Below are 21,562 nucleotides of genomic sequence, written 5' to 3'. Positions count from 1 at the left end.
GAGTTACCTCCGCCACCTTGTGGGTTATTCGGTTCTGATGGTTCCGTTGAATTATCGTCTCCGTCTTCACTTGGTTGCTCTGGTTTAGGTTTTTCTTCTGAGTCGCCACCATCACCTTGTGGTTTGTCAGAACTTGATGATTGATTATCTTCCTCTGGCTTATCAGGCTCAGCAGCATCATCTGAATCATTGCCACTTGGCTGTTCGGAGGATGGTTTCTCTTCAGCTCCATTATCACTGTTTCTTGTACTGTTTGAATCCGAAGATTGATTGTCTTCCTCTGACTTATCAGGCTCAGTACTAGTATCTAAATCGTCGTTGTCTGAGTTGCTATCATCTGGTTGTTTGGACGATGAATCTGTTGTAGCGTCACCACTGGTTTTATTATCAGTTCGATCAAAATTTGAAGGTACCTCATTCTCATTTGAATTATTTACTGGCTTAGTGTTATTTTGCACATTTTCATCTATATCTGATATATTGATACGCTTTTGATCTAAATCATCATTATTCATAGGCGTATTCTTATTGTATTCATTTAGTTCTGTCTCGGCCCCTTGTGTCGGTTTAGAAATTAATGTAGCACTAAGTGCGATTGCAAAGCTAGATACAATAAATTTATGTGAAATATAATTTTTCATAATCTCACCTCCAAATAATTTTTCTTACATTCCTTATCAGTATATTAGAAATCGTACTATTTTTCATTAAAATCAGGCTTTTGAAAGAAGAAATTAACCTATTTGAAATTTATTGTAAAAAGCTATTTACAAATCAAGGTATAATTATTATACTTAATATATAAAGTAAATTGATGTGAAGGAGTTTTCCGAATGGGACTTTTTAGTAAAAAAGAAGATACACTAGATGCATTTCAAAGTGCAGTAGAATCAAGACGTTCAATATATAGTTTAGGGCAAGAAATTTCAATATCTGATAAAGAGGTAGAGGGCATCATCGAACATGCAATCAAACATGTTCCATCTTCATTCAATGCTCAATCAACTCGTGCTGTATTGTTATTAAACGATAACCATAATAAATTCTGGGATATAACAAAAGAAGAACTAAAAAAATCAATGGGTCCTGATCGTGAATTCCAAGCAACTTCAGACAAAATTGATAACTTCAAACATTCATATGGTACAATTCTATACTTTGAAGATCAAGAAGTTGTTGAAGGATTACAAAATCAAATGCCTAACTACGCTGAGAACTTTACCATTTGGTCAAGCCAAACTAATGCAATGCACCAATTTGCAATTTGGACTGCATTAAGTACTAAAGGTATTGGCGCATCATTACAACATTATAATCCACTTGTAGACGTAGCAGTAACTGAAGCGTTCGATATTCCTGCCACTTGGAATCTTGTAGCTCAAATGCCTTTTGGTAACGTACGTGATGAGGCTGGAGAAAAAGAATTTCATGATGTAAGCAAACGCTTCTTAGTAAGAAAATAGTTTATTTGAATTTTTAAACATTAACAATAATACAAACGCTTAGGATATAAATCCTTTTCAACTTATAAAAACCAATTCATTTAAAATGAATTGGTTTTTATATTTAAATATTTTAATTTTGAGTGTGCATTTAGTAACATCATTGAAAGTTGCGCCTAATTTTGAATTTTCTGAATATATCTAGTATATTTATGCTAACAACAATTTAAGGGGCGATCGAGATGAATATAGAAATTTTTCAATTTAAAGTTGAACCAGCAAACGTTTCGTTAAATGAAGAAACAATTACGAATTGGTTTGCCGAGTATGTATCAGCAGAGACAGATATCGTAGTTTTACCGGAAATGTGGAATAATGGTTATGCCCTACCTCAGCTAAAAGAACTTGCTGATAATCAATTATCAAGAAGTTTTGAATTTATATCAAAATTAGCAATCCAATATAAAGTTGATGTAATTGCAGGTTCTGTTTCAAATAGTATGAAAGATAACATTTACAATACTGCTTTTGCCGTTTCAAAAAATGGTTATTTAATAAACAGTTATGACAAGGTACATCTTGTACCGATGTTAGATGAGCCTTCATTTTTAACACCTGGTAATGCAGTTCCAGAACCCTTCACTCTATCAGATGGAGCTAAAGTTGCACATATAACTTGTTATGATTTACGCTTTCCTGAATTGCTTCGCTATCCAGCCCGTAAAGATGCACAAATCGCTTTTTATGTTGCACAATGGCCAGCGGTAAGATTGAATCATTGGACTGCCCTATTAAAAGCACGTGCCATTGAAAATGATATGTTTGTAGTTGGTTGTAATGCTTGTGGAGACGATGGCAAGACTGAATATGCAGGTCATTCTATCGTGATAAACCCTAATGGTGAGGTTATAGCAGAATTAAAAGAAAAACCAGATCATTTAACTTGCGTCATTGATTTAGATGAAGTAACAAATCAACGCAACTCCATTCCAGTATTCAAAAACTTAAGACCACAACTATATAAATGATTTCATAATAAAAACCGTGAGCTTGGGAGGGGCTCACGGTTTTTGTAACTTATTATTAAGGGAATGTTTTTACAGTTATTTCTCTATCTATTTTTGGGGATGTTATTAATTATGAAAAAATTTTAGTGAATTTACCAATTTTAATGATAAATTGAATGATGTTTACGATAGCTTACATGTTAATACTTTAAATTGTCTCTGTTATAGACAATGTTAAAATGATATTAGATTCGAGACTGGGAAGGTTCTGCAAATCTAAATTGGGAATGCTTAAATTAATAAGCGCGTTGTGTACTCAGTAAGTACTATTTTACGAAATCACTAATTGCTGCTGAGAGATCTTTTGTCACTACATCAGCCTCCTCTTGTTTGTATTAAAATTGAAAAACGATAACTAATTTTTGTAACTATAACAACTATACGAAGAAAGTACAGTTACAATATCAGCGTATCAATTAAGCTCCTGCTCAAAAGCTTAATTAACTTCATCATTCGAATCAAAATTCAAACAAAAATTGATTAAATGATTTGTAAAATGCTATCACTTCTTTGTGATACAAGTACATTTAACCACGATTTTGAGTTTATTCGTTAAAAAATCCCTAACTCGTCATATTTCATTCCTAAATGTTCACTTTTTTATGTTAAAATTAAAGAGATAAAGATTAGCAACAGTTAGGAACACAAAATATACAGTTAAGCAATAAGACGCATAAAACTTAATTAAAATTGTATAATACGCATAAGGAGAGAAGCCCAATGTTAAAGTCTATAGATGGCAAAATTGATTGTTTTGCTAAATATCTACAACAACGTAACAACTTAGAACATATTGATTATTTAAAAATGCGTTTAGGTATGCAAGTATTTGTAGGCAATTTAACCAAAACAATAATAACTTATGGCGTTTCAATCCTTTGCCATCTCTTTTTTTACACACTAACTGTCCATTTATCTTACTTTTTAATTAGGCAATATGCACACGGTGCGCATGCAAAATCTTCTATCCTATGTCATGTGCAAAATTTATTGTTATTTGTTTTATTACCCTGGTTAATCGGGTATAAGGAAGTGGCTTCATTAATTATGTATCCATTAGCAATAATTGGTTTCATTATATTATTGATATACGCACCTGCCGCTACAAAAAAGCAACCTATACCGCAACGATTAGTAAAGGTTAAGAAATTAAAGACAGTCATTGTAACTTTATTATTAATAGTAATGTCTATGTTTTTCAATGAGCCTTACCAACAATTAATACTTTTAGGTATTATTTTGATTGCTATTGCTCAACTACCTATATTTTTCCCTAAGGAGGGCGTTTAATTATGTTTATATATGAAGTTTTTATTAATTTAATCACTAAAATTTTCTCAGCATTAGGAACAATTGCTGCTATAAATCCTTGTATGGGATATTTTGATGAACCAGAAGTTCCAAAAGAAATTTCAGAGTTACACGAATAATTGTTCTAGAGAGTGTGTAGAGTATGGCTATTTTAAACACAATAATATTATCAGTATCACAAGCAGTGTTACTTTTCTTAATCATTAAAATTTTAATAAGTGTAACTTATACTTTTAGGGGTTATTTTACCATTATTGGGATTATAATCCCTTCAACTATTTTATTCTTTTATTTTGATACACGATCAATGTTATTTTTGTTAATTGTTAGTGCTATATTTATGTATTATAAAAAACGTTTTGTAGGCGTTGCATCTGTACTTGTTGGTTTTTTCATCTTGTATACAGCTAACTTCTTATCAATTTGGTTAGCCACATTAATACTAGATTTAATTTCAGCACAATACATATTTGATATCATTTACTTATTTATTTTTATTACAATAACGCTTATCTTTTCATTACTTGGTAGATTTTTCTTTAAACAACTTTCTACTTCATATTTATCTTTGAATAAAATTTATCTAGTCCTTCTTTGTATTTTTCTGTTTACAGTTTTATTATTAATTTATTTGTACTTACCAAGTAGTATTGCTTCAGCTGGAGACGCGAAAATCTTTGTAGTCATGTATGCCGTATTAATCATTACGACTGCTGTAGTTATCGTTACGATTTCTTTTAGTATTATTCGCCAGATTCAGTACAAACGGAATATGCGTGAAATTGAAAATTACTATAAGTACACTTTACAAATAGAGAAAATCAATCATGAAATGCGCAAATTTAGACATGACTACGTCAACATATTATCAACGATGTCGGATTTTATTAGAGAAAATGATATGGAAGGTTTAGATCAATATTTCCATGAAGAAATCTTACCTATGCAAGACAGTATGCAAATGAATGCCATTAAAATTAATGGTATTGAAAATCTAAAGGTTCGTGAAATTAAAGGTTTATTAACAACAAAAATATTACAAGCCCAAGAAAAAAATATTAGAATTAGCATAGAAGTTCCTGAAACGATTGAAAAAATAGAAATGCCTATTATTAATTTAAGTAGAGTTATTGGAATTTTACTTGATAATGCGATTGAGGCTTCTGAAAAAATAGTGGATGATCCACTAATTCGAATTGCTTTTATCAAAAATGAAGATGATTCAGTCATGTTTATAGTCATGAACAAATGTGATATTGATATGCCTAGAGTACATACCCTATTCCAAGAAAATTTTTCTACAAAAGGTAAAAATCGTGGTCTCGGACTTTCAACATTAAAAGAGTTGACTGATACGACTTCTAATGTTTTATTAGATACAACGATTGATAATAACTATTTTATTCAAAAAGTAGAAATATTAAATACTGATTCATAAGGGTGTGAAAATATGAAAATATTCATATGTGAAGATGATGAAAGACAACGTGAGAATATGATTTCAATTATCAACAATTACATCATGATTGAAGAGAAGCCGATGGAAATTGAAGTTGCAACTGCCGATCCTTATGAAGTTTTAGAACGTTCAAAAAATTTAAGTGATATAGGATGTTACTTTTTAGATATACAATTAGAAGCTGACATTAACGGTATCAAGCTTGCTAGTGAAATTCGCAAGCACGATCCAGTAGGTAATATCATTTTTGTTACAAGTCATAGCGAGCTTACATACCTTACTTTTGTTTATAAAGTAGCAGCTATGGACTTTATTTTTAAAGATGATCCAGATGAATTAAAATCTAGAATCATTGATTGTTTAGAAACTTCGGAATCCAGGTTGAAATTACTTTCTAAAGAACGCACTGTCGAAACAATTGAATTAAAACGTGGTAGTAATTCGGTATATGTTCAGTATGATGATGTTATGTTTTTTGAGTCCTCTACTAAATCACATCGATTGATTGCGCACTTAGATAATAGACAAATTGAATTCTATGGTAATCTTAAAGAACTTAATCAGCTCGATGAGAGATTTTTTAGATGTCATAACAGTTTCGTTGTTAACAGACATAACATTGAATCCATTGACTCAAAATCTCGCATTGTTTATTTCAAAAACCAAGAACATTGCTTTGCTTCAGTGAGAAATGTAAAAAAAATATAATAAAAAGACTTAGCATAAATTAATATGCGAAGTCTTTTTATTCTTTATTTAATGCTTTATTTACTTCACTTAAATTTGGAATACTCTCTATTGCGCCATATTTTGTAGTAACCATTGCCGCTACATAATTACTAAATTCTAAAATACTTTGACCTTCATTTTTCAACAATTGATTTATATCCTTTGTATTTGAGGTTACGATTCTACTAATCAAAGCACCAATAAAAGCATCTCCTGCGCCTGTCGTATCAATCGGCTGTACTTTAAACCCTTGATGCGTAATAACTGTACCGTCCTTCAAATATATCATAGCTCCGTCTGCACCTTTAGTATAAATAACAGCTTCTACATCACCTTGAAATAACCATTGAATCGCTTGTGTTTCATCATTCTGATCTGTAACAAATGTCAATTCTTCATCAGAAATTTTAACGACATTTGCTAACGGGATAAATGATTGTATTGCTTCTTTACACGCATTCTCACTGTCCCATAATGGCAAGCGAACATTCGGATCAAATACAACTGTCCCCTCTGCTGCTTTAACTTTATCAATCAATGCTTTGTGTGCATATTTCATAGGACTTTCTACCAAATCAACCGAACAAAAATGTAACACATCGTTTTTTGTTACATCAATTCTTGCTACTGCTTCAGTTCGGTACAACATGTCAGCAGAAGGTTTGCGATAAAAGGAAAAATCTCTTTCACCATCTTTGGTTAAGCTTACAAAAGCTAATGCAGTATTAGCTTCATCTGTACGTTTTAGATACTGTGTACCGACATCTAAATTTTCTAACGTTTCAACTATTAAATCACCAAATGCATCATTGCCTAATTGCGTAATCATTTCAGCTTTGCCACCTAATTTAGTTGTCGTACATGCAACATTACAGGGTGCACCTCCCACTTGGCGTGAAAACCTTTCAACATCTTTCAATTTAGAGTCTGTCGTATTTGGTATAAAATCTATTAACGCTTCTCCTATAGCAAGCAGTCGTTTCATACTTTCCCATCCTTCAAATCATATTTTGTGAATTTTAAATATACTTGTCCAGATTCTGTTGATGTTTTAATTCCTGTAGCTTCGTCATCTGTAAAAATTCTAGAAGTCATGACACGTTCACCATCGTTGCAGAATATTTCGACACTCGATGTATCAATAAATAATTGTAACTGTGACAAAGGTGTATCTAAATAAGTAGTTCTTGTTGTACTCTCAACCGGATCCGGCAGCAAACCACTTTCACCACGATCTAATGTTAACTTCTGTTCTTTCTTATTATAAGTAAGCAGTGTTGTTTGTGTTTTAGAAGTTCGCACTCCAAAATATACTTCAGTTGAATCGTTTTCTAAAATATCGATAATCAATTCATATTGTTTTCCTTCATAAGGATACAATTGTCTCGTAAATTTATTCGCATATCCTAGTGCAGTTTCTTTATTCGTTCTTAATTGTTCAAGTGATTTCACAGGTCGTTGTTTTAAATTACCCGATTCAATCGATAGTACACGTGGAATAGTTAAACAATGTGCCCACCCATCAACATCAGATGGATAATTAATTTCCGGCAATCCCATCCAGCCAATTAATATCCGCTGTCCCTGTTCATCTATAAACGTTTGTGGCGCGTAAAAATCAAAGCCGTGATCAAGTTCAAAAAAGTCACCATGATTCATCGCTAAATTATTAATGTCATATTGACCCATAATATACCCTGATTGATAGATATTCTTAAATCGTTCTCCTTCTTCATCAATACCTTGTGGACAAAATAGCAACATATCATATCCATCCAAGTTAAAGTAATCCGGACATTCCCACATATAACCAAATGAATCTAGATTAGTATGAACTTCGCCTTGAAATTCCCAATTCACAATATCTGTTGAACGATACTGAATCACTCTACCTTGTCCTTGATCATTTTGAGCTCCAATGACAGCATAATAGATATCATCTTTTGAAAACACTTTAGGATCTCTGAAATGCTGTGTATAACCAAATGGTGGTTCAGCAATGACAGCTCTAGGAAACTTTTTAACTTCCCCTTGTGCATTTACTTTTGCAATATGTTGTGTAGAAATTCTATTCCAATCTTCATCGCGATGATTTGCCGTGTACATATAATACATATGGTTATTATACTCAAATGCACTACCACTATAAACACCATGACTATCATCTTTAGTGTCTGGATTTAATGATGGTCCCACATCATCAAAATGTACTAAATCCTTACTTGTATATGTATACCAATATTTTAAGCCATGTACAGGCCCTAATGGAAACCATTGATGCGATATATAATACGTCCCATTATAATATATCAGTCCATTAGGATCATTTAATAATCCTGTTTTAGGTTGTAAATGAAACGTTTGTCTATACTTAGATTGATTAACTTGAAGTGTTAAATCATCTAATGATTGCTGATCAACGTCTTCATATCTTTGATAACGTTCATCTCTTGTCCACTCAGCCATTACTATTTTCCTCCTACTATCCCATATTCAAACTTTATTTTACGATTTGGTACCGGTTCCATGATAATATATAGTATCATATTTCACTCAATTTTTAAATGAAAGGCTCACATCAATAGAGATACGTCGCTCTATCGGTTGATGTTGAATCATTTGATTAAGTTTGCTCATTGCTACTTCACCAGCATATTCAAAATGATAATTAACTGTATGAATTGAAGGCGAGACAATTTCCGTAACTGGATCACCACCAAAACCAACAATAAATTTGTCCTCATTTTGTGTAGCATCTTCTGAGGTGACTTTATGTACAGCTAAAGCGATAGAATCTGTGGCTCCCACAACTGCGTCATAATTAGTTTGAGCTTGCAATACTTTTGATACATCAATCATCGCTTCATTGTAATTAAATGAGGTTTTCGAAATACGTGGTTTGATATTATATTTCGCTAAGCCACTGATTAAGCCTTTTTTCCTATTTATACCTACAGCTATATCAGTTTCTGTAACTCCAAAAAATTGGATGCTTTTAAATCCCTTTGATCCGAGTGCCTTGCCTACCATATAACCTGCATGAAAATCATTATGAATAATACAGTGCAAGTCCTTATGTTCTTGACCGATAATGATAACAGGAACATCAATTTTATTTATCACTTCCATATGTCTATCTGTAATTTCTGTAGCCATTAGAATAATTCCATCAACTTTACTTCTATAAAACGTTTCTAATGCATCAATTTCCAGTTCTGTATCAATATTTGTATAATTAAGCAATAATCTATAGTTCAAATCATCACAAACTGTCTTAACACCTTTGATTGTTTCATCTACAGCGTAAGAGTTCATTCTAGGTATAATCGCACCTATCATATTGGTTCTATGCGCTCTTAGGCTTTGTGCAAACTGATTTGGTTGGTAATCATTTTCCTGAATAATTTTATCCAACTTTTGCTTAGTTTTTAAACTTACCGAGCCATTATTAAGATATCTTGAAACTGTACTCTTTGATACGTCAGCAATTTTTGCAATATCAGATATATTTTTCATATTTTCTCACTCTCATCAATAAGCTATTCTCAATATGATTAATTCTATCATATTGCAACCGCTTTAAATACTATTTAAAATAAAAAACCAACCTGATACCTTAGGTGTTTTAACCTAATAATAGCAAGTTGGTTGGTCTTTCATCTATTCAGCTTTTTGGATAGTAATCGTCCAAGAAGCATCATCTAATTGTTCATAGTTTGTTATCGGGTATCCTTTTTCAGCTGCCCAATTAGGTAGTGCCTCAGTTGCCTGAGTACAGTCAAAATCTATTTTTAATTCTTCACCGTTATCCATTGTTTCCATTTTCTTTTGTGCTTCTATAAGTGGAAATGGACAAACCATTCCAACTGTACCTAATTCATGTACCATAATTAAATTCCTCCCTAATATAATTAAGTCGTTTGTGTCTGTGTTGAGACCGTATTTTTATTTGCTTGTTGGCGTTGCGCTTTTTTCATTGGTTTTATAAATATAAAGTAACTCATAAACCAAGCTCCCAAAATCATAGACGCAAGTGCAATCCAACCTTTCCATGACATCGCTGCAGTTTCTACTAAACCATTACCTATCGAACAACCGCCAGCTACAGAAGCGCCAAATCCCATACATACGCCACCGATAACGCTATTACGTATTGTCTTTTTATCAGGCATTCTCCATTTAAATTCTTTAGCACCTTTCGCAGCAATATAAGAACCAACGAATATACCTAGAACAAGGAATACACCCCAGTCTATCAATTTCAAGTCACCAGTTACAAAGAATTGAACTATATTGGCAGATGGTGTTGTAATACCAAGACCAGACATTCTACCTGTTGATTCACTCATAGGCCATGCAAGAAGTGCAATTAGTCCAACAGCAATTGCAGCAACAAATGGATGATATTTCTTCTCGAATAAATAATGTCTTATACCTGTATATTTTTGCTTTAATTTAGGTATAGCAAATTTAGGTTTTGGTTTACGTAACGTTTTTACAACAAGAAGTATAGTGATTATTGTAAGTAACGTGACCCAAATCCATGTTGGTACACCAGTCGTTTGTGACATACTTGCATTAACATTTGTCGGTTTGTTCACACCATTCATTAATGGCAACAGCAAACCATATTTTGTTGCTGCTGCAGTAAAGCCATAAGCAATAAGTGCCATCCAACTTCCAATCAAACCTTCGCCAGCTCTATACCACGTACCTGTAGCACAGCCTCCAGATAAAATAATACCAATACCAAAAATAAATGAACCTATTACTGTTCCAATAATTGGATACGTAGATTCTGGAATTTCTACTAAGCCTGTTGATGTTAAAATTAATAACCCAATACTTTGTACGGAAATTGCAATTAACAATGCATAAAACATTTTATTGCTTTTTTGAACGTACATATCTCTAAATCCACCAGCTAAACAAAATCGCGTTCTTTGCATAACAAAACCTAAAAGCACACCAACGATCAGTCCACTGATTACTAACCACGTCATATCATTACCTCTTTCCCGATAAAATCAATATGATTTATCATATTAAACTTTCCGCTAAATATCAAGCCTGTTTGATCACATTTTATAAAGTATTAATTGTGACAATAACTATAGTTGGTAGTAATCATATAAATAAATACAAAAACTAGCTTTTTTAAACACTCACCACTAAACGTGTGTCTCGTGTATATAAAAAGCTAGCCTATTTTCATACGCTTTATTTGTTACTATAATTTTTCATAAAGAATAGTAAAGATTGTAATTCAATACCTAAATCAATATGATGTACTTGAACATCCGATGGTGTCAGAACACGACTTGGTGTAAAGTTTAAAATACCTTTTACACCTGTTTTCACTAAAGTATCAGCAACGTTCTGCGCTACTTCTTCAGGTGTTGTTAAAATCACTACATCAATATGTTCTTGTGCTAATATATCCGTAATTTTATCAAACGGACTAACTGTCACTTTCCCTATTTGCGTCCCTATAATTTCATCTCGTATATCAAAAGCTTCCGTTATTGTCATTTCATCATGTATTGAGAAGTTATATGTTAATAATGCTTTCCCTAAATTCCCAACACCTACAATTGCAATTTTTATCTCGTCATTTTCACTTATCTCATTTTTAAAAAAATGTAATAAGCTATCTATATTATAGCCATAGCCTTTCTTGCCTAATTCACCAAAATATGAAAAATCACGACGAATCGTTGCAGAATCAATGTTCAAGCCCTCACTTATAGTTTTTGAATTAACTCTATCTATGCCTTTAGATTTCAAAGTATTGACGAATCTATAATACAACGGTAAACGTTTCAATGTGGCACGAGGAATCTTTTCGCTTTGATTAGCCAAGATCATGTCCCCCTATTTCATTATCTATTGCTGATTTATCTTATAATCACTACAACATTATACATTAATGAATAATAAAAATAAACAATGATAGTTTTAACCATGCGTTGAATACTGTAGAATGATAATGAATAGAGAGGTGCAAATCGGATGATATTATTACAACTCAATGACTTAACTAAATCATTCGACGGAGAAGATATTTTTAATAATGTAGATTTTGAAGTTAAAACTGGTGAACGTATTGGTATCGTAGGACGTAATGGTGCCGGAAAATCTACTTTAATGAAAATAATTGCTGGCGTCGAGACATATGATAGCGGTCAAGTTTCAAAAAGCAAAAATCTCAAGCTTGGTTATCTAACACAACAAATGACTTTAAATACGAATCAAACTGTTTTTGATGAAATGTCGAAACCATTTGAAAGTATGAAAAAATTAGAATCAGAAATGAAATTTGAAACAGACTGGTTAGCGCAACACGCTGATGAATATGATACTGAATCATATAAGGCGCACATCGATCGTTATGAGTCGTTATCAAATCAATTTGAACAACAAGAAGGTTACCAATATGAGAGTAAGATTAAGACTGTACTACATGGTTTAAATTTTAGTGAAGCGGATTTTAATCGCCCTATTAATGATTTTAGTGGTGGTCAAAAGACCAGATTATCTTTAGCTCAGATGTTACTTAGTGAACCTGATTTGCTATTACTTGATGAACCTACAAACCATTTAGATATGGAAACAACTCAATGGTTGGAAAGTTATCTTAATTATTTCAAAGGCGCTATCGTCATTATTAGTCACGATAGATATTTCTTAGATAAAATCGTCAATCAAATTTATGACGTTGCGCTCGGTGACGTACAGCATTATGTAGGTAACTACGGTCAATTCATAGAACAAAGAGATAAATATTACGAAAAACGTATGCAAGAATATGAAAGTCAGCAAGCTGAAATTAAGCGACTTGAAACATTCGTAGAGAAAAACATCGCTCGTGCTTCAACTACGGGTATGGCAAAAAGCCGACGAAAAATGTTAGAAAAAATTGAAAGAGTTAACAAACCTATGATTGATGCTAAAAGCGCCAACATACAATTCGATTTTGATAGAAATACTGGAAACGATGTATTTCATATTAAAAACCTAGAAATTGGCTATGAAGAAGCTATAACAAAAGGGATTAACATCGAAGCCACTAAAGGAGACCATATAGCAATCATTGGTCCTAATGGTATTGGAAAGTCTACTTTAATCAAGACAGTCGCTGGCCTCCAACAAAAGATTAATGGAGAAATTACAACAGGGGCAAATTTAAAAGTTGGTTATTACGATCAAAAACAAGCTGAATTTAAATCAAACAAAACAATCCTTGATTATTTATGGGATCAATATCCAACGATGAATGAAAAAGATATTCGAGCTGTCTTAGGTCGTTTCTTATTTGTACAAGATGATGTCAAAAAAATCATCAATGACTTGTCTGGTGGAGAAAAAGCGCGCCTTCAACTTGCTCTACTGATGCTAGAGCGTAATAACGTGCTTATTTTAGATGAACCAACTAACCATTTAGACATAGACTCTAAAGAGATGCTTGAACAGGCATTGTCAGACTTTGAAGGCACAATTTTATTCGTGTCACATGATCGTTATTTTATAAATGAACTTGCAAATAAAGTTTATGACTTGGACACTACTGGTGGAACAATGTATTTAGGTGATTATCAGTATTACATTGAAAAATTAGAAGAAAAAGCAGCTATTCAAGCCAAAAAAGAATTGGATAATCCTACAAAAACAGAAGTAAGTACATCACAAAACCATACTTACGTTGACCAAAAACAGCAAAAACGAGAGCAACGACAAATTGAACGTAAAATAGAACAATGTGAAACAAATATTGAAATATACGAACAAGAAATAAATAATATAAATGAACAGCTCACACAACCTGATGTGTATTCTAATCCAGAAAAGGCAAATGATTTGGCAATTGAAAAAGAAATAGCCGAACAAAAATCAGAACAAGTCATGGATGAGTGGGCAGAATTACAAGAAATGTTAATATAGTCGTTATAAGTGCAATTGAGCTAAAGTATATTTTTCTACTTTAGCTCTTTTTTTATGCTCATTCTATTCACACTGCCTTTGCTGTTATGATAGCTATCCACAGAGTTATCCTAGTTATCAACAAGTAATAAGTAACTATAAGCTGTTTTCAATTTTCAGATATCAACCTATATCCACATACATAACCACTAGTTATCCACAAGTTATACACTGTTTGTTGATAAGTACGCATGTTCCCTATTGACATTCTATTCAAACTATAATTAATCCAGAGTAAAGCCATTTGTTTAAAATGGAAAGTCATGTCATAATTATTACGGGTTTAAAGCAAAATCGTGAAGGATGTACAAAATATGCTTACTTTACTATGGTTTCTAATTGCTTTTATTCTAGGTACGACAATACTAATTATTACTACGACGATTGTTGCTAATAAAAAATTAAAGTATGACTTACAAAATCTATGGTCTAACCAAAAACCACTAGAAAATTTTATTCGTTCTAACCATAACTATAGTTATGAGTTTGACACATATAAAAATAGCTTTGATGAAAATTTATTGTTAGATGATAAAACTTGGTCTGATTTAAATATGGAAAGTGTATTTCATAATATGAATTTTAATTTTACTGCAATTGGTGAAATGAGACTCTTTGCTACACTGAGAAATATGTATAAAGTAAAAGATGAAAATTTAATTCATCAATTTAAAACAAATATTTCATTTAGAAATTCCGTTTCTTTGCACTTAGCGCAAATTGGCAAAGCTATTTACCCTATTTTTCCAGATCAATTATTACATATTAAACGTAATAATTTTTTTATGATTTGTACATATTTACCTATTATTTTTATGATTTTAACTTTCTTTTCACCTATTAAAGGTATCGCTTTAACAATCGCTTCTGTCATTTTAAATATGATTCTTAGTGGCTCGTTAAAAAAGACGTATAATCAAGATTTAAATGCAATATTTTATACATCTACAGTAATTAAAAAAGCACATAACTTACAAAAAATTGAGGATACACCTAACATTGATGTCGATTTTAGCCATTTTCGTATAGCTCGTAGATTTAGTGGTTTATTAGGTCGTGTTAATTCTAGCGAAGATGCTCTTGTCGTATCTTTACTAGTTAAAATAATTTTTATGCTGGATTATCATATATTCCACTTAATTCAAAACAGTTTTAAAAAATACGAAGATGAAGTAATGACTTGTTATACATATATTTCGAGCATAGATAATCATTATGCCGTAGCACTTTGGCAAGAGACGTTGGATCATTACTCTCTTCCACAAATCAATAGAAAAGATCACCTTGAATTTGAAGAATTAACTCACCCTCTTATCTATGAAGCGGTTTCTAATGATATGAGTATAAATAACCATATACTTTTAACGGGTTCCAATGCTTCAGGTAAATCAACATTTATGAAAGCAATTGCTCTAAATTTAGTATTAGCTCAAGCAGTAAACACTGTTACAGCAACTAAATTCATCTATGAACCCGGCGTAGTTTATACCTCTATGGTTAACCAAGATGATATTTTAACTGGAGATAGTTATTTTATGACTGAAGTCAAATCGATACGACGTTTATTTGATATAACAACCTCCGACAAAATATATTGCTTTATTGATGAAATTTTTAAAGGAACCAATACTACAGAACGTATTGCTGCTTCAGAATCTGTATTAAACTACTTGAATCAACTACCTGGTTATAGGCTTATTGCTGCTACACATGACATAGAGTTAGCTATTTTACTAGAGAAAAACTATTCAAATTATCATTTCAATGAATCTATTTTAGAAAATCAAATTGCTTTTGACTTCAAGGTAAAACCTGGTAAAGCCGATACAAGGAATGCCATAGAGTTATTACGTATTATGCAATTTCCAAAACAAATCTATAAACGCGCAAATTCTTTCACCTCAAAAACCGATTAATCAAAAAGATGCCTAGCCTAATCAAATAGGTTATGGCATCTTTTTATAATTTATTCTGCATTAATCATCCAAGTTATACCAAATGGGTCATTAAACATACCGTATAGTTCAGACCACTCTGTCTTACCTAATGGCATCGTAGCTTTACATCCACCTTCTATCGCGTTATTAAAAAACGCTTCTGCTTGCTGTTTGTCCGCTTCATTTGAATAATCAAAAGTGAAAGCCACAATCGCACCGCTATTATCAATTTTTTTATTTTTCATTGTATCGCTACAATAGAATGTTTCACCTAAAATTTTAAACGATGCATTCATAGTAAAGTTCTTATCAATATCATATTCCTCTGGCATATCTGCAAACATTTCATGATCACCGCCAACACGTTGTATGTCTGTGGCCCCTAAGTGATTTTCATAGAAATTTAACGCTGCCAAACTATTTTGAAAGTTAAAATATTGAACTGATTTCATTAAAATATCCTCCTTTAAAAATAATATTTGTAAGTATCCTTAGACGCTATCGTTATTTGTTAATGTTTAACTAAATTACCTATACCCTTATTTTCGAAATGTAAATGAAAAATAACACCAACACATCGACAAAATGAACTGCACCTAGTCAAGTAGACACTTAAAAAGTAAAAACTTTGAAGGGAGCATATCAAATTTCAATGGTTTGATGTTATTATTTTAAGAAAATATATTTAACGTATATGTTATCCATAGATTTATCTTTTCAATTATTCACTAATGTTTAACTGAAAATTGTTCAATATCCATACTATTAAAACCATTTAACGTCATATCAGCAATAACACCAGCCTGATATAAATAATGGCCTGCTGAACCAATCATGGCAGCATTATCTGTGCAAAGTCTAGGACTTGGTATACAAAGTTTGATGTTATGTGATTCACAAGCTACTGCTAAATTTGCTCGTAATCCTTTGTTACTTGCCACGCCACCTGCAACAATTAGTTGCTTAACATCATAATGCTCGCAAGCTGAAATAGCTTTGCCGACCAAAACTTCTACGACACTATTTTGAAAACTTGTTGCTACATCTGCTTTATTAATTTCTTCACCTTTTTGTTTTAAATTATGCAACTTATTAATTACTGCACTTTTCAAGCCACTAAAGCTGAAGTCATAGCTATTTTTTTCAAGCCATACTCTAGGAAATTGATAATTATCTTGTCCTTCTGCTGCAAGAATGTCTACTTGCGGGCCCCCTGGATAACTTAGTCCAATTGTTCTCGCTACTTTATCATAAGCTTCACCTACAGCGTCATCTCTTGTTTCGCCTATAACTTCAAAGCTTAAATGATCTTTCATATAAATTAATTCTGTATGTCCACCAGAAACAATTAATGCCATTAAAGGAAACTGTAAAGGCGTTTCTAAATGATTCGCATATATATGACCTGCAATATGATGAACAGGAATCAAAGGTTTATCGTAAGCAAATGCCAAAGCTTTTGCCGCATTAATTCCCACTAATAATGCTCCAATCAATCCTGGCCCTTGTGTTACAGCAACTGCATCTATATCATGCATTGTTACATTTGCTTTAACTAATGATTCATCAATCGTTGTTGTTATACCTTCAACATGATGTCTACTTGCTACTTCTGGCACTACGCCACCAAAACGTTTATGACTCTCAATTTGACTCAATACGATATTACTGAGTATTTCTGTACCATTTTTAATAATACTTACACTTGTTTCATCACAACTCGATTCAATTGCTAATATTAATGTTGTTTCACTCATTAAAATCCACCCACATAACTAATGCATCCTCGCCTTCACCATAATAATTTTTTCGCTTACCACCATATTTAAAACCTAAGTTTGTATAAACGTGTTGTGCTACATTATTATCTACACGCACTTCTAAACTCATCATCTCACATTTTTCTCGGACGAAATTCATTACATATTTTAATAAAAGTTGACCTAACCCGTAACCTCTATATTCCTTATCAATAGCGATCGTTGTAATTTGTGCTTGATCAATTACTATCCATAAGCCAATATAACCTATTACCTTCTCATTAAATTCAATAACAAAATAATTTGCAAATTCATTTTGCTCTACCTCGTGATAAAACGCATCAATCGACCAACTACTATCATTAAAACTATTTCTTTCAATATCAAATACCTGTGGAACATCTTTTGCGTTCATTAATCTTATATTCAACTCTTGTTCTGTTGGTTTAGCCAATTTCTCTCAGCCTCTGATATTTTAATATAGTTTGGTTTAAATTGATGAATATTTTCTGATGTTTCAATGAGTGGTTTCATGTTTTTAGCTTGTGGCACATTCGCAACACAGGTACTATCTAATAGTTCTTCTAACTTTTCAGTGTCCATCCCTACAAACATATAAGGTTGACCCTTCTTGTACAATAAATCCAATAATTCTTCAATTGGTAGATACTGATCTTGTTCAACTTGAACTAATTGATCCTCTTCATATTGGTATACACCTGTATAAACCGCTTCTCGTCTTGCATCAAACACAGGTACAATCAACTTTGTGTCTTCTTTAATAGTTGCAGCAAGTGCCTTGAGTGACGACACGCCATACAGCTCAGCATTTAAAGCATATGCTAAAGTTTTTGCAACTGTTACACCTATTCTTAACCCAGTATATGAACCTGGTCCTTGTGCTACTACAATGACATCGATATTTTCTTTCAATACTTTACTTTCAGCAATAACTTGTTCGATTGCTGGCATTAATTGTACTGAATGATTTACTTTTTCATTTGAATTCAATTCACTTAACACCTTATCATCTTGCATTATAGCAACTGACAATGGCTGATTTGACGTATCAATCAACAGATAGTTCACGTTCAACTTCCTCCTTTATTTTTGCATAATGTACACCTTGTGCTTCTATTTCTACATTTCTTTCCGATTCATTTAATGTCGTTATATTAATAGTTAAATAAGACGGTGGTAAAAACTCAGAAATAAATATACTCCATTCAATTAAAATAACTGCTTCATCTTCAAAATATTCATCAAATCCTAAATCTTCTTCAGAGTCTTCTAATCTATAACAGTCCATATGATGTAATTTCAAACTTGACCCTTGATATGATTTTATAATATTGAATGTTGGTGAATTAATATTTCTTTTTACACCTAAGGCTTTTCCAATAAATTGACTTAATGTTGTTTTACCAGCACCTAAACCACCATTAAGCAATACAAGGTCGCCAGCTGATAAATACTTTGCTAGCATTGTAGCAAAAATCGCCATTCCATCTAAATCCTTTATCTTAATCATATTCCTCTCCTTTTTAAAGAACTACTCGCTTGCAAGATTAGTAGTTCTTATGCATGAGCTTCAGCTCAGTAGTACATTTTGAATTTCCTCAATTTAATGAATTAGTACTACTTATGCAAGTGCAATCAGCACTTGAAAACCTTTGATAGAGATTTTATAATCCATTATAAAAAATAAGTTTCTTCTATATTAACTATTCGTAATTTTTATTTGAGATAATCACTATCTATTACTTCAATTTATCTGTTCTATATAAATAACTCTTATAGTTTAACAAATTTTTCTCTATTTTACTTCATAGTGAAACAAGTTCTTTATTTTTTGCAATTGTGTGAATTTAGAGATAATTCGAAAAAGTTATTGACATGACCTCGTCGATGTAGTAAATTTAGTTTATCGAATTTTTAGACAATTCAATTAAATAAAACCATTCATTCGAGAGGAGTATAATAAAATGACCAAAAACCATATGCAATACAAACCAACAACTTCAAATATTTTAGTCATTTTATTATGCTATTAGGACTGGAACTTTAGTGAAGAATTTACTAAACGTTTAAGTCCTCTTTCTAGTTGAATGGGACTTGAAAACGTCCCAATAAATTATTGGGACGTTTTTTTATTTTCAATTTTAAGGGGGAAACAGTATGAGAAGCGATATGATCAAAAAAGGTGATCAGCAGGCTCCAGCAAGAAGTCTTTTGCATGCTACAGGTGCATTAGAAAAACCAACAGATATGAATAAGCCTTTCGTGGCAATTTGCAATTCATATATTGACATTGTCCCAGGACATGTTCACTTAAGAGAATTAGCAGATATTGCCAAAGAAGCAATTCGTGAAGCAGGTGCTATTCCCTTTGAATTTGACACAATCGGTGTAGATGATGGTATCGCAATGGGGCATATAGGAATGAGATATTCCCTTCCCTCACGAGAAATCATTGCCGATTCTGCTGAAACAGTAATTAACGCTCATTGGTTTGACGGTGTATTCTATATTCCTAACTGTGACAAGATTACACCAGGCATGATACTCGCATCAGTCAGAACCAATGTGCCAGCCATATTTTGTTCTGGTGGCCCTATGAAAGCAGGATTATCTTCAGAAGGTAAAGCATTAACACTTTCTTCAATGTTTGAAGCAGTTGGCGCTTTTAAAGATGGTTCGATTTCAAAAGATGAATTTTTAGATATGGAACAAAATGCTTGTCCAACATGTGGTTCTTGTTCTGGTATGTTCACCGCGAATTCAATGAACTGTTTAATGGAAGTTTTAGGTTTATCCCTCCCATATAATGGAACAGCATTAGCAGTGAGTGATCAACGTAGAGAAATGATTAGAGAAGCCGCATTTAAATTAGTAGATAATATAAAGAATGATATTAAACCAAGAGATATCGTAACTCGTGAAGCAATTGATGATGCTTTTGCGCTAGACATGGCAATGGGTGGTTCTACAAACACTGTTCTTCACACATTAGCAATTGCAAATGAAGCAGGCATCGATTATGACTTAACAAGAATTAATGAACTTGCTAAGAAAACACCTTACCTTTCAAAAATAGCACCTAGTTCTTCTTATTCAATGCATGATGTACATGAAGCAGGTGGTGTTCCAGCAATTATTAATGAACTATTTAAAAGAGATGGTACCTTACATCCAGATAGAATCACAGCAACAGGCAAGACCCTTCGCGAAAATAATGAAGGTAAAGAAATCTTAAATAGCGATGTAATTAGACATTTAGATAACCCTTACGACAAACAGGGAGGCCTTTCAATTTTATACGGTAATTTAGCTCCTAAAGGCGCCGTCATTAAAGTAGGTGGTGTAGATCCTTCAATTAAAGTATTTAAAGGTAAAGCAATTTGTTTTGATTCACACGATGATGCAGTAGAAGCAATTGATAATCACGTTGTTCGAGAAGGTCATGTTGTTGTCATAAGATATGAAGGCCCTAAAGGTGGTCCAGGCATGCCTGAAATGTTAGCTCCTACTTCTTCAATTGTAGGAAGAGGATTAGGTAAAGATGTCGCATTAATTACAGATGGCCGTTTCTCAGGTGCAACTCGAGGCATTGCTGTAGGACATATATCACCTGAAGCGGCTTCGGGTGGACCTATTGGACTAATTAAAGATGGTGATGAAATTACTATTGATTTAACCAACCGAACATTAAATGTCGAAGTATCAAATGAAACTTTAGAAGATAGAAAACAAGATGTAAAACCATTTAAAGCAAAAGTGAAAACTGGTTATCTTGCACGTTACACAGCACTCGTTACAAGTGCTAATACCGGTGGCGTAATGCAAGTTCCCGAAAATCTCATTTAAGGAGTGAGCA

Annotated in this window: 20 protein-coding genes and 1 pseudogene; 9 read left to right on the top strand and 12 right to left on the bottom strand. The window is 32.6% G+C overall.

Annotated features, from left to right (window positions below; translation table 11 throughout):
* Positions 1-641: pseudogene (locus ACA31_RS13290) on the bottom strand (SdrH family protein); the annotation flags it as partial.
* A gap of 192 nt (positions 642-833) precedes the next feature.
* Between ACA31_RS13290 and ACA31_RS09235 the strand changes: the two are divergent.
* The 6 genes from ACA31_RS09235 to agrA all read left to right on the top strand — a co-directional run bounded on the left by ACA31_RS09235 (position 834) and on the right by agrA (position 5,987).
* Complete coding sequence (locus ACA31_RS09235; protein WP_057513045.1) at positions 834-1,463, top strand: nitroreductase family protein; 630 nt, start codon at positions 834-836, stop codon at positions 1,461-1,463.
* A 221-nt stretch (positions 1,464-1,684) separates the two neighbouring features.
* Positions 1,685-2,470: a carbon-nitrogen family hydrolase gene (locus tag ACA31_RS09230; RefSeq protein WP_057513044.1), complete on the top strand. Its 786-nt coding sequence runs from the start codon at positions 1,685-1,687 to the stop codon at positions 2,468-2,470.
* Positions 2,471-3,229: 759 nt separating this feature from the next.
* Positions 3,230-3,799, top strand: coding sequence for an accessory gene regulator AgrB (locus ACA31_RS09225; protein ID WP_057513043.1), 570 nt, complete (start codon positions 3,230-3,232; stop codon positions 3,797-3,799).
* A gap of 2 nt (positions 3,800-3,801) precedes the next feature.
* Entirely contained in the window at positions 3,802-3,939 is a 138-nt protein-coding gene (gene agrD, locus ACA31_RS09220; protein WP_057513042.1) for a cyclic lactone autoinducer peptide AgrD, read from the top strand.
* Positions 3,940-3,962: 23 nt separating this feature from the next.
* The gene (gene agrC / locus ACA31_RS09215) at positions 3,963-5,258 is read left to right on the top strand and encodes a quorum-sensing sensor histidine kinase AgrC (protein WP_057513041.1); all 1,296 of its coding nucleotides are present in this window, start codon (positions 3,963-3,965) and stop codon (positions 5,256-5,258) included.
* A 12-nt stretch (positions 5,259-5,270) separates the two neighbouring features.
* The gene (gene agrA / locus ACA31_RS09210; RefSeq protein ID WP_057513040.1) at positions 5,271-5,987 is read left to right on the top strand and encodes a quorum-sensing response regulator AgrA; all 717 of its coding nucleotides are present in this window, start codon (positions 5,271-5,273) and stop codon (positions 5,985-5,987) included.
* 37 nt (positions 5,988-6,024) lie between these two features.
* Here the strand turns inward: agrA and ACA31_RS09205 are convergent, their stop codons facing one another.
* The 6 genes from ACA31_RS09205 to ACA31_RS09180 form a co-directional block, all read right to left on the bottom strand.
* Positions 6,025-6,993, bottom strand: a complete 969-nt coding sequence (locus tag ACA31_RS09205; protein ID WP_057513039.1) for a carbohydrate kinase family protein — start codon at positions 6,991-6,993, stop codon at positions 6,025-6,027.
* On the bottom strand, positions 6,990-8,474 hold the full coding sequence (locus ACA31_RS09200) for a sucrose-6-phosphate hydrolase (RefSeq protein ID WP_057513038.1): 1,485 nt from the start codon (positions 8,472-8,474) through the stop codon (positions 6,990-6,992). Before ACA31_RS09200 ends, ACA31_RS09205 begins: the two co-directional genes overlap by 4 nt.
* An 87-nt stretch (positions 8,475-8,561) precedes the next feature.
* Entirely contained in the window at positions 8,562-9,524 is a 963-nt protein-coding gene (locus tag ACA31_RS09195) for a LacI family DNA-binding transcriptional regulator (protein ID WP_057513037.1), read from the bottom strand.
* A 144-nt stretch (positions 9,525-9,668) separates the two neighbouring features.
* Complete coding sequence (locus tag ACA31_RS09190; RefSeq protein WP_057513036.1) at positions 9,669-9,896, bottom strand: sulfurtransferase TusA family protein; 228 nt, start codon at positions 9,894-9,896, stop codon at positions 9,669-9,671.
* 23 nt (positions 9,897-9,919) lie between these two features.
* Positions 9,920-11,011 carry a YeeE/YedE family protein gene (locus ACA31_RS09185; protein WP_057513035.1) on the bottom strand — a complete coding sequence of 364 codons (1,092 nt, stop codon included), beginning with the start codon at positions 11,009-11,011 and terminating at the stop codon, positions 9,920-9,922.
* Positions 11,012-11,228: 217 nt separating this feature from the next.
* A complete protein-coding gene (locus tag ACA31_RS09180) occupies positions 11,229-11,876 on the bottom strand; it encodes a redox-sensing transcriptional repressor Rex (protein ID WP_172793170.1) in 648 nt (215 codons plus the stop codon).
* A 144-nt stretch (positions 11,877-12,020) separates the two neighbouring features.
* Between ACA31_RS09180 and ACA31_RS09175 the strand changes: the two genes are divergently transcribed.
* Positions 12,021-13,949, top strand: coding sequence for an ABC-F family ATP-binding cassette domain-containing protein (locus tag ACA31_RS09175; RefSeq protein ID WP_057513033.1), 1,929 nt, complete (start codon positions 12,021-12,023; stop codon positions 13,947-13,949).
* Between the two features lie 353 nt (positions 13,950-14,302).
* Positions 14,303-15,904 (top strand): MutS-related protein, encoded by a 1,602-nt coding sequence (locus ACA31_RS09170; RefSeq protein WP_057513032.1) that lies wholly within the window; start codon positions 14,303-14,305, stop codon positions 15,902-15,904.
* Between the two features lie 50 nt (positions 15,905-15,954).
* On the opposite strand, the gene ACA31_RS09165 is transcribed toward ACA31_RS09170, so the two are convergent.
* The 5 genes from ACA31_RS09165 to tsaE all read right to left on the bottom strand — a co-directional run bounded on the left by ACA31_RS09165 (position 15,955) and on the right by tsaE (position 19,216).
* Positions 15,955-16,377, bottom strand: a complete 423-nt coding sequence (locus tag ACA31_RS09165; RefSeq protein WP_057513031.1) for a VOC family protein — start codon at positions 16,375-16,377, stop codon at positions 15,955-15,957.
* Positions 16,378-16,653: 276 nt separating this feature from the next.
* On the bottom strand, positions 16,654-17,682 hold the full coding sequence (gene tsaD / locus ACA31_RS09160; protein WP_057513030.1) for a tRNA (adenosine(37)-N6)-threonylcarbamoyltransferase complex transferase subunit TsaD: 1,029 nt from the start codon (positions 17,680-17,682) through the stop codon (positions 16,654-16,656).
* The gene (gene rimI, locus ACA31_RS09155) at positions 17,675-18,139 is read right to left on the bottom strand and encodes a ribosomal protein S18-alanine N-acetyltransferase (protein WP_057513029.1); all 465 of its coding nucleotides are present in this window, start codon (positions 18,137-18,139) and stop codon (positions 17,675-17,677) included. The genes tsaD and rimI overlap by 8 nt, the downstream gene beginning before the upstream one ends.
* Positions 18,112-18,774 (bottom strand): tRNA (adenosine(37)-N6)-threonylcarbamoyltransferase complex dimerization subunit type 1 TsaB, encoded by a 663-nt coding sequence (gene tsaB / locus ACA31_RS09150; RefSeq protein WP_057513028.1) that lies wholly within the window; start codon positions 18,772-18,774, stop codon positions 18,112-18,114. The genes rimI and tsaB overlap by 28 nt, the downstream gene beginning before the upstream one ends.
* Positions 18,755-19,216, bottom strand: coding sequence for a tRNA (adenosine(37)-N6)-threonylcarbamoyltransferase complex ATPase subunit type 1 TsaE (gene tsaE, locus ACA31_RS09145; RefSeq protein ID WP_057513027.1), 462 nt, complete (start codon positions 19,214-19,216; stop codon positions 18,755-18,757). Before tsaE ends, tsaB begins: the two co-directional genes overlap by 20 nt.
* Before the next feature lie 647 nt (positions 19,217-19,863).
* Between tsaE and ilvD the strand changes: the two genes are divergently transcribed.
* On the top strand, positions 19,864-21,552 hold the full coding sequence (ilvD, locus tag ACA31_RS09140; protein ID WP_057513026.1) for a dihydroxy-acid dehydratase: 1,689 nt from the start codon (positions 19,864-19,866) through the stop codon (positions 21,550-21,552).
* Positions 21,553-21,562 lie beyond the last annotated feature (10 nt).

The organism is Staphylococcus sp. NAM3COL9 (assembly GCF_001431205.1).
Classification (GTDB): domain Bacteria; phylum Bacillota; class Bacilli; order Staphylococcales; family Staphylococcaceae; genus Staphylococcus.
Note: the sequence above shows the minus strand (reverse complement) of the source record. Positions and strands in the feature narration are given on the sequence as shown.

Excerpts from the sequence above, each read along its gene's own strand:
- agrC (WP_057513041.1), top strand. The coding sequence starts at position 3,963 with ATGGCTATTTTAAACACAATAATATTATCAGTATCACAAGCAGTGTTA.
- ACA31_RS09200 (WP_057513038.1), bottom strand. The coding sequence starts at position 8,474 with ATGGCTGAGTGGACAAGAGATGAACGTTATCAAAGATATGAAGACGTT.
- ACA31_RS09190 (WP_057513036.1), bottom strand. The coding sequence starts at position 9,896 with ATGGTACATGAATTAGGTACAGTTGGAATGGTTTGTCCATTTCCACTT.
- ilvD (WP_057513026.1), top strand. The coding sequence starts at position 19,864 with ATGAGAAGCGATATGATCAAAAAAGGTGATCAGCAGGCTCCAGCAAGA.
- ACA31_RS09175 (WP_057513033.1), top strand. The coding sequence starts at position 12,021 with ATGATATTATTACAACTCAATGACTTAACTAAATCATTCGACGGAGAA.
- ACA31_RS09225 (WP_057513043.1), top strand. The coding sequence starts at position 3,230 with ATGTTAAAGTCTATAGATGGCAAAATTGATTGTTTTGCTAAATATCTA.
- ACA31_RS09165 (WP_057513031.1), bottom strand. The coding sequence starts at position 16,377 with ATGAAATCAGTTCAATATTTTAACTTTCAAAATAGTTTGGCAGCGTTA.
- agrD (WP_057513042.1), top strand. The coding sequence starts at position 3,802 with ATGTTTATATATGAAGTTTTTATTAATTTAATCACTAAAATTTTCTCA.
- ACA31_RS09230 (WP_057513044.1), top strand. The coding sequence starts at position 1,685 with ATGAATATAGAAATTTTTCAATTTAAAGTTGAACCAGCAAACGTTTCG.
- ACA31_RS09235 (WP_057513045.1), top strand. The coding sequence starts at position 834 with ATGGGACTTTTTAGTAAAAAAGAAGATACACTAGATGCATTTCAAAGT.
- ACA31_RS09195 (WP_057513037.1), bottom strand. The coding sequence starts at position 9,524 with ATGAAAAATATATCTGATATTGCAAAAATTGCTGACGTATCAAAGAGT.
- ACA31_RS09180 (WP_172793170.1), bottom strand. The coding sequence starts at position 11,876 with ATGATCTTGGCTAATCAAAGCGAAAAGATTCCTCGTGCCACATTGAAA.
- agrA (WP_057513040.1), top strand. The coding sequence starts at position 5,271 with ATGAAAATATTCATATGTGAAGATGATGAAAGACAACGTGAGAATATG.
- ACA31_RS09205 (WP_057513039.1), bottom strand. The coding sequence starts at position 6,993 with ATGAAACGACTGCTTGCTATAGGAGAAGCGTTAATAGATTTTATACCA.
- ACA31_RS09170 (WP_057513032.1), top strand. The coding sequence starts at position 14,303 with ATGCTTACTTTACTATGGTTTCTAATTGCTTTTATTCTAGGTACGACA.
- tsaE (WP_057513027.1), bottom strand. The coding sequence starts at position 19,216 with ATGATTAAGATAAAGGATTTAGATGGAATGGCGATTTTTGCTACAATG.
- tsaD (WP_057513030.1), bottom strand. The coding sequence starts at position 17,682 with ATGAGTGAAACAACATTAATATTAGCAATTGAATCGAGTTGTGATGAA.
- ACA31_RS09185 (WP_057513035.1), bottom strand. The coding sequence starts at position 11,011 with ATGACGTGGTTAGTAATCAGTGGACTGATCGTTGGTGTGCTTTTAGGT.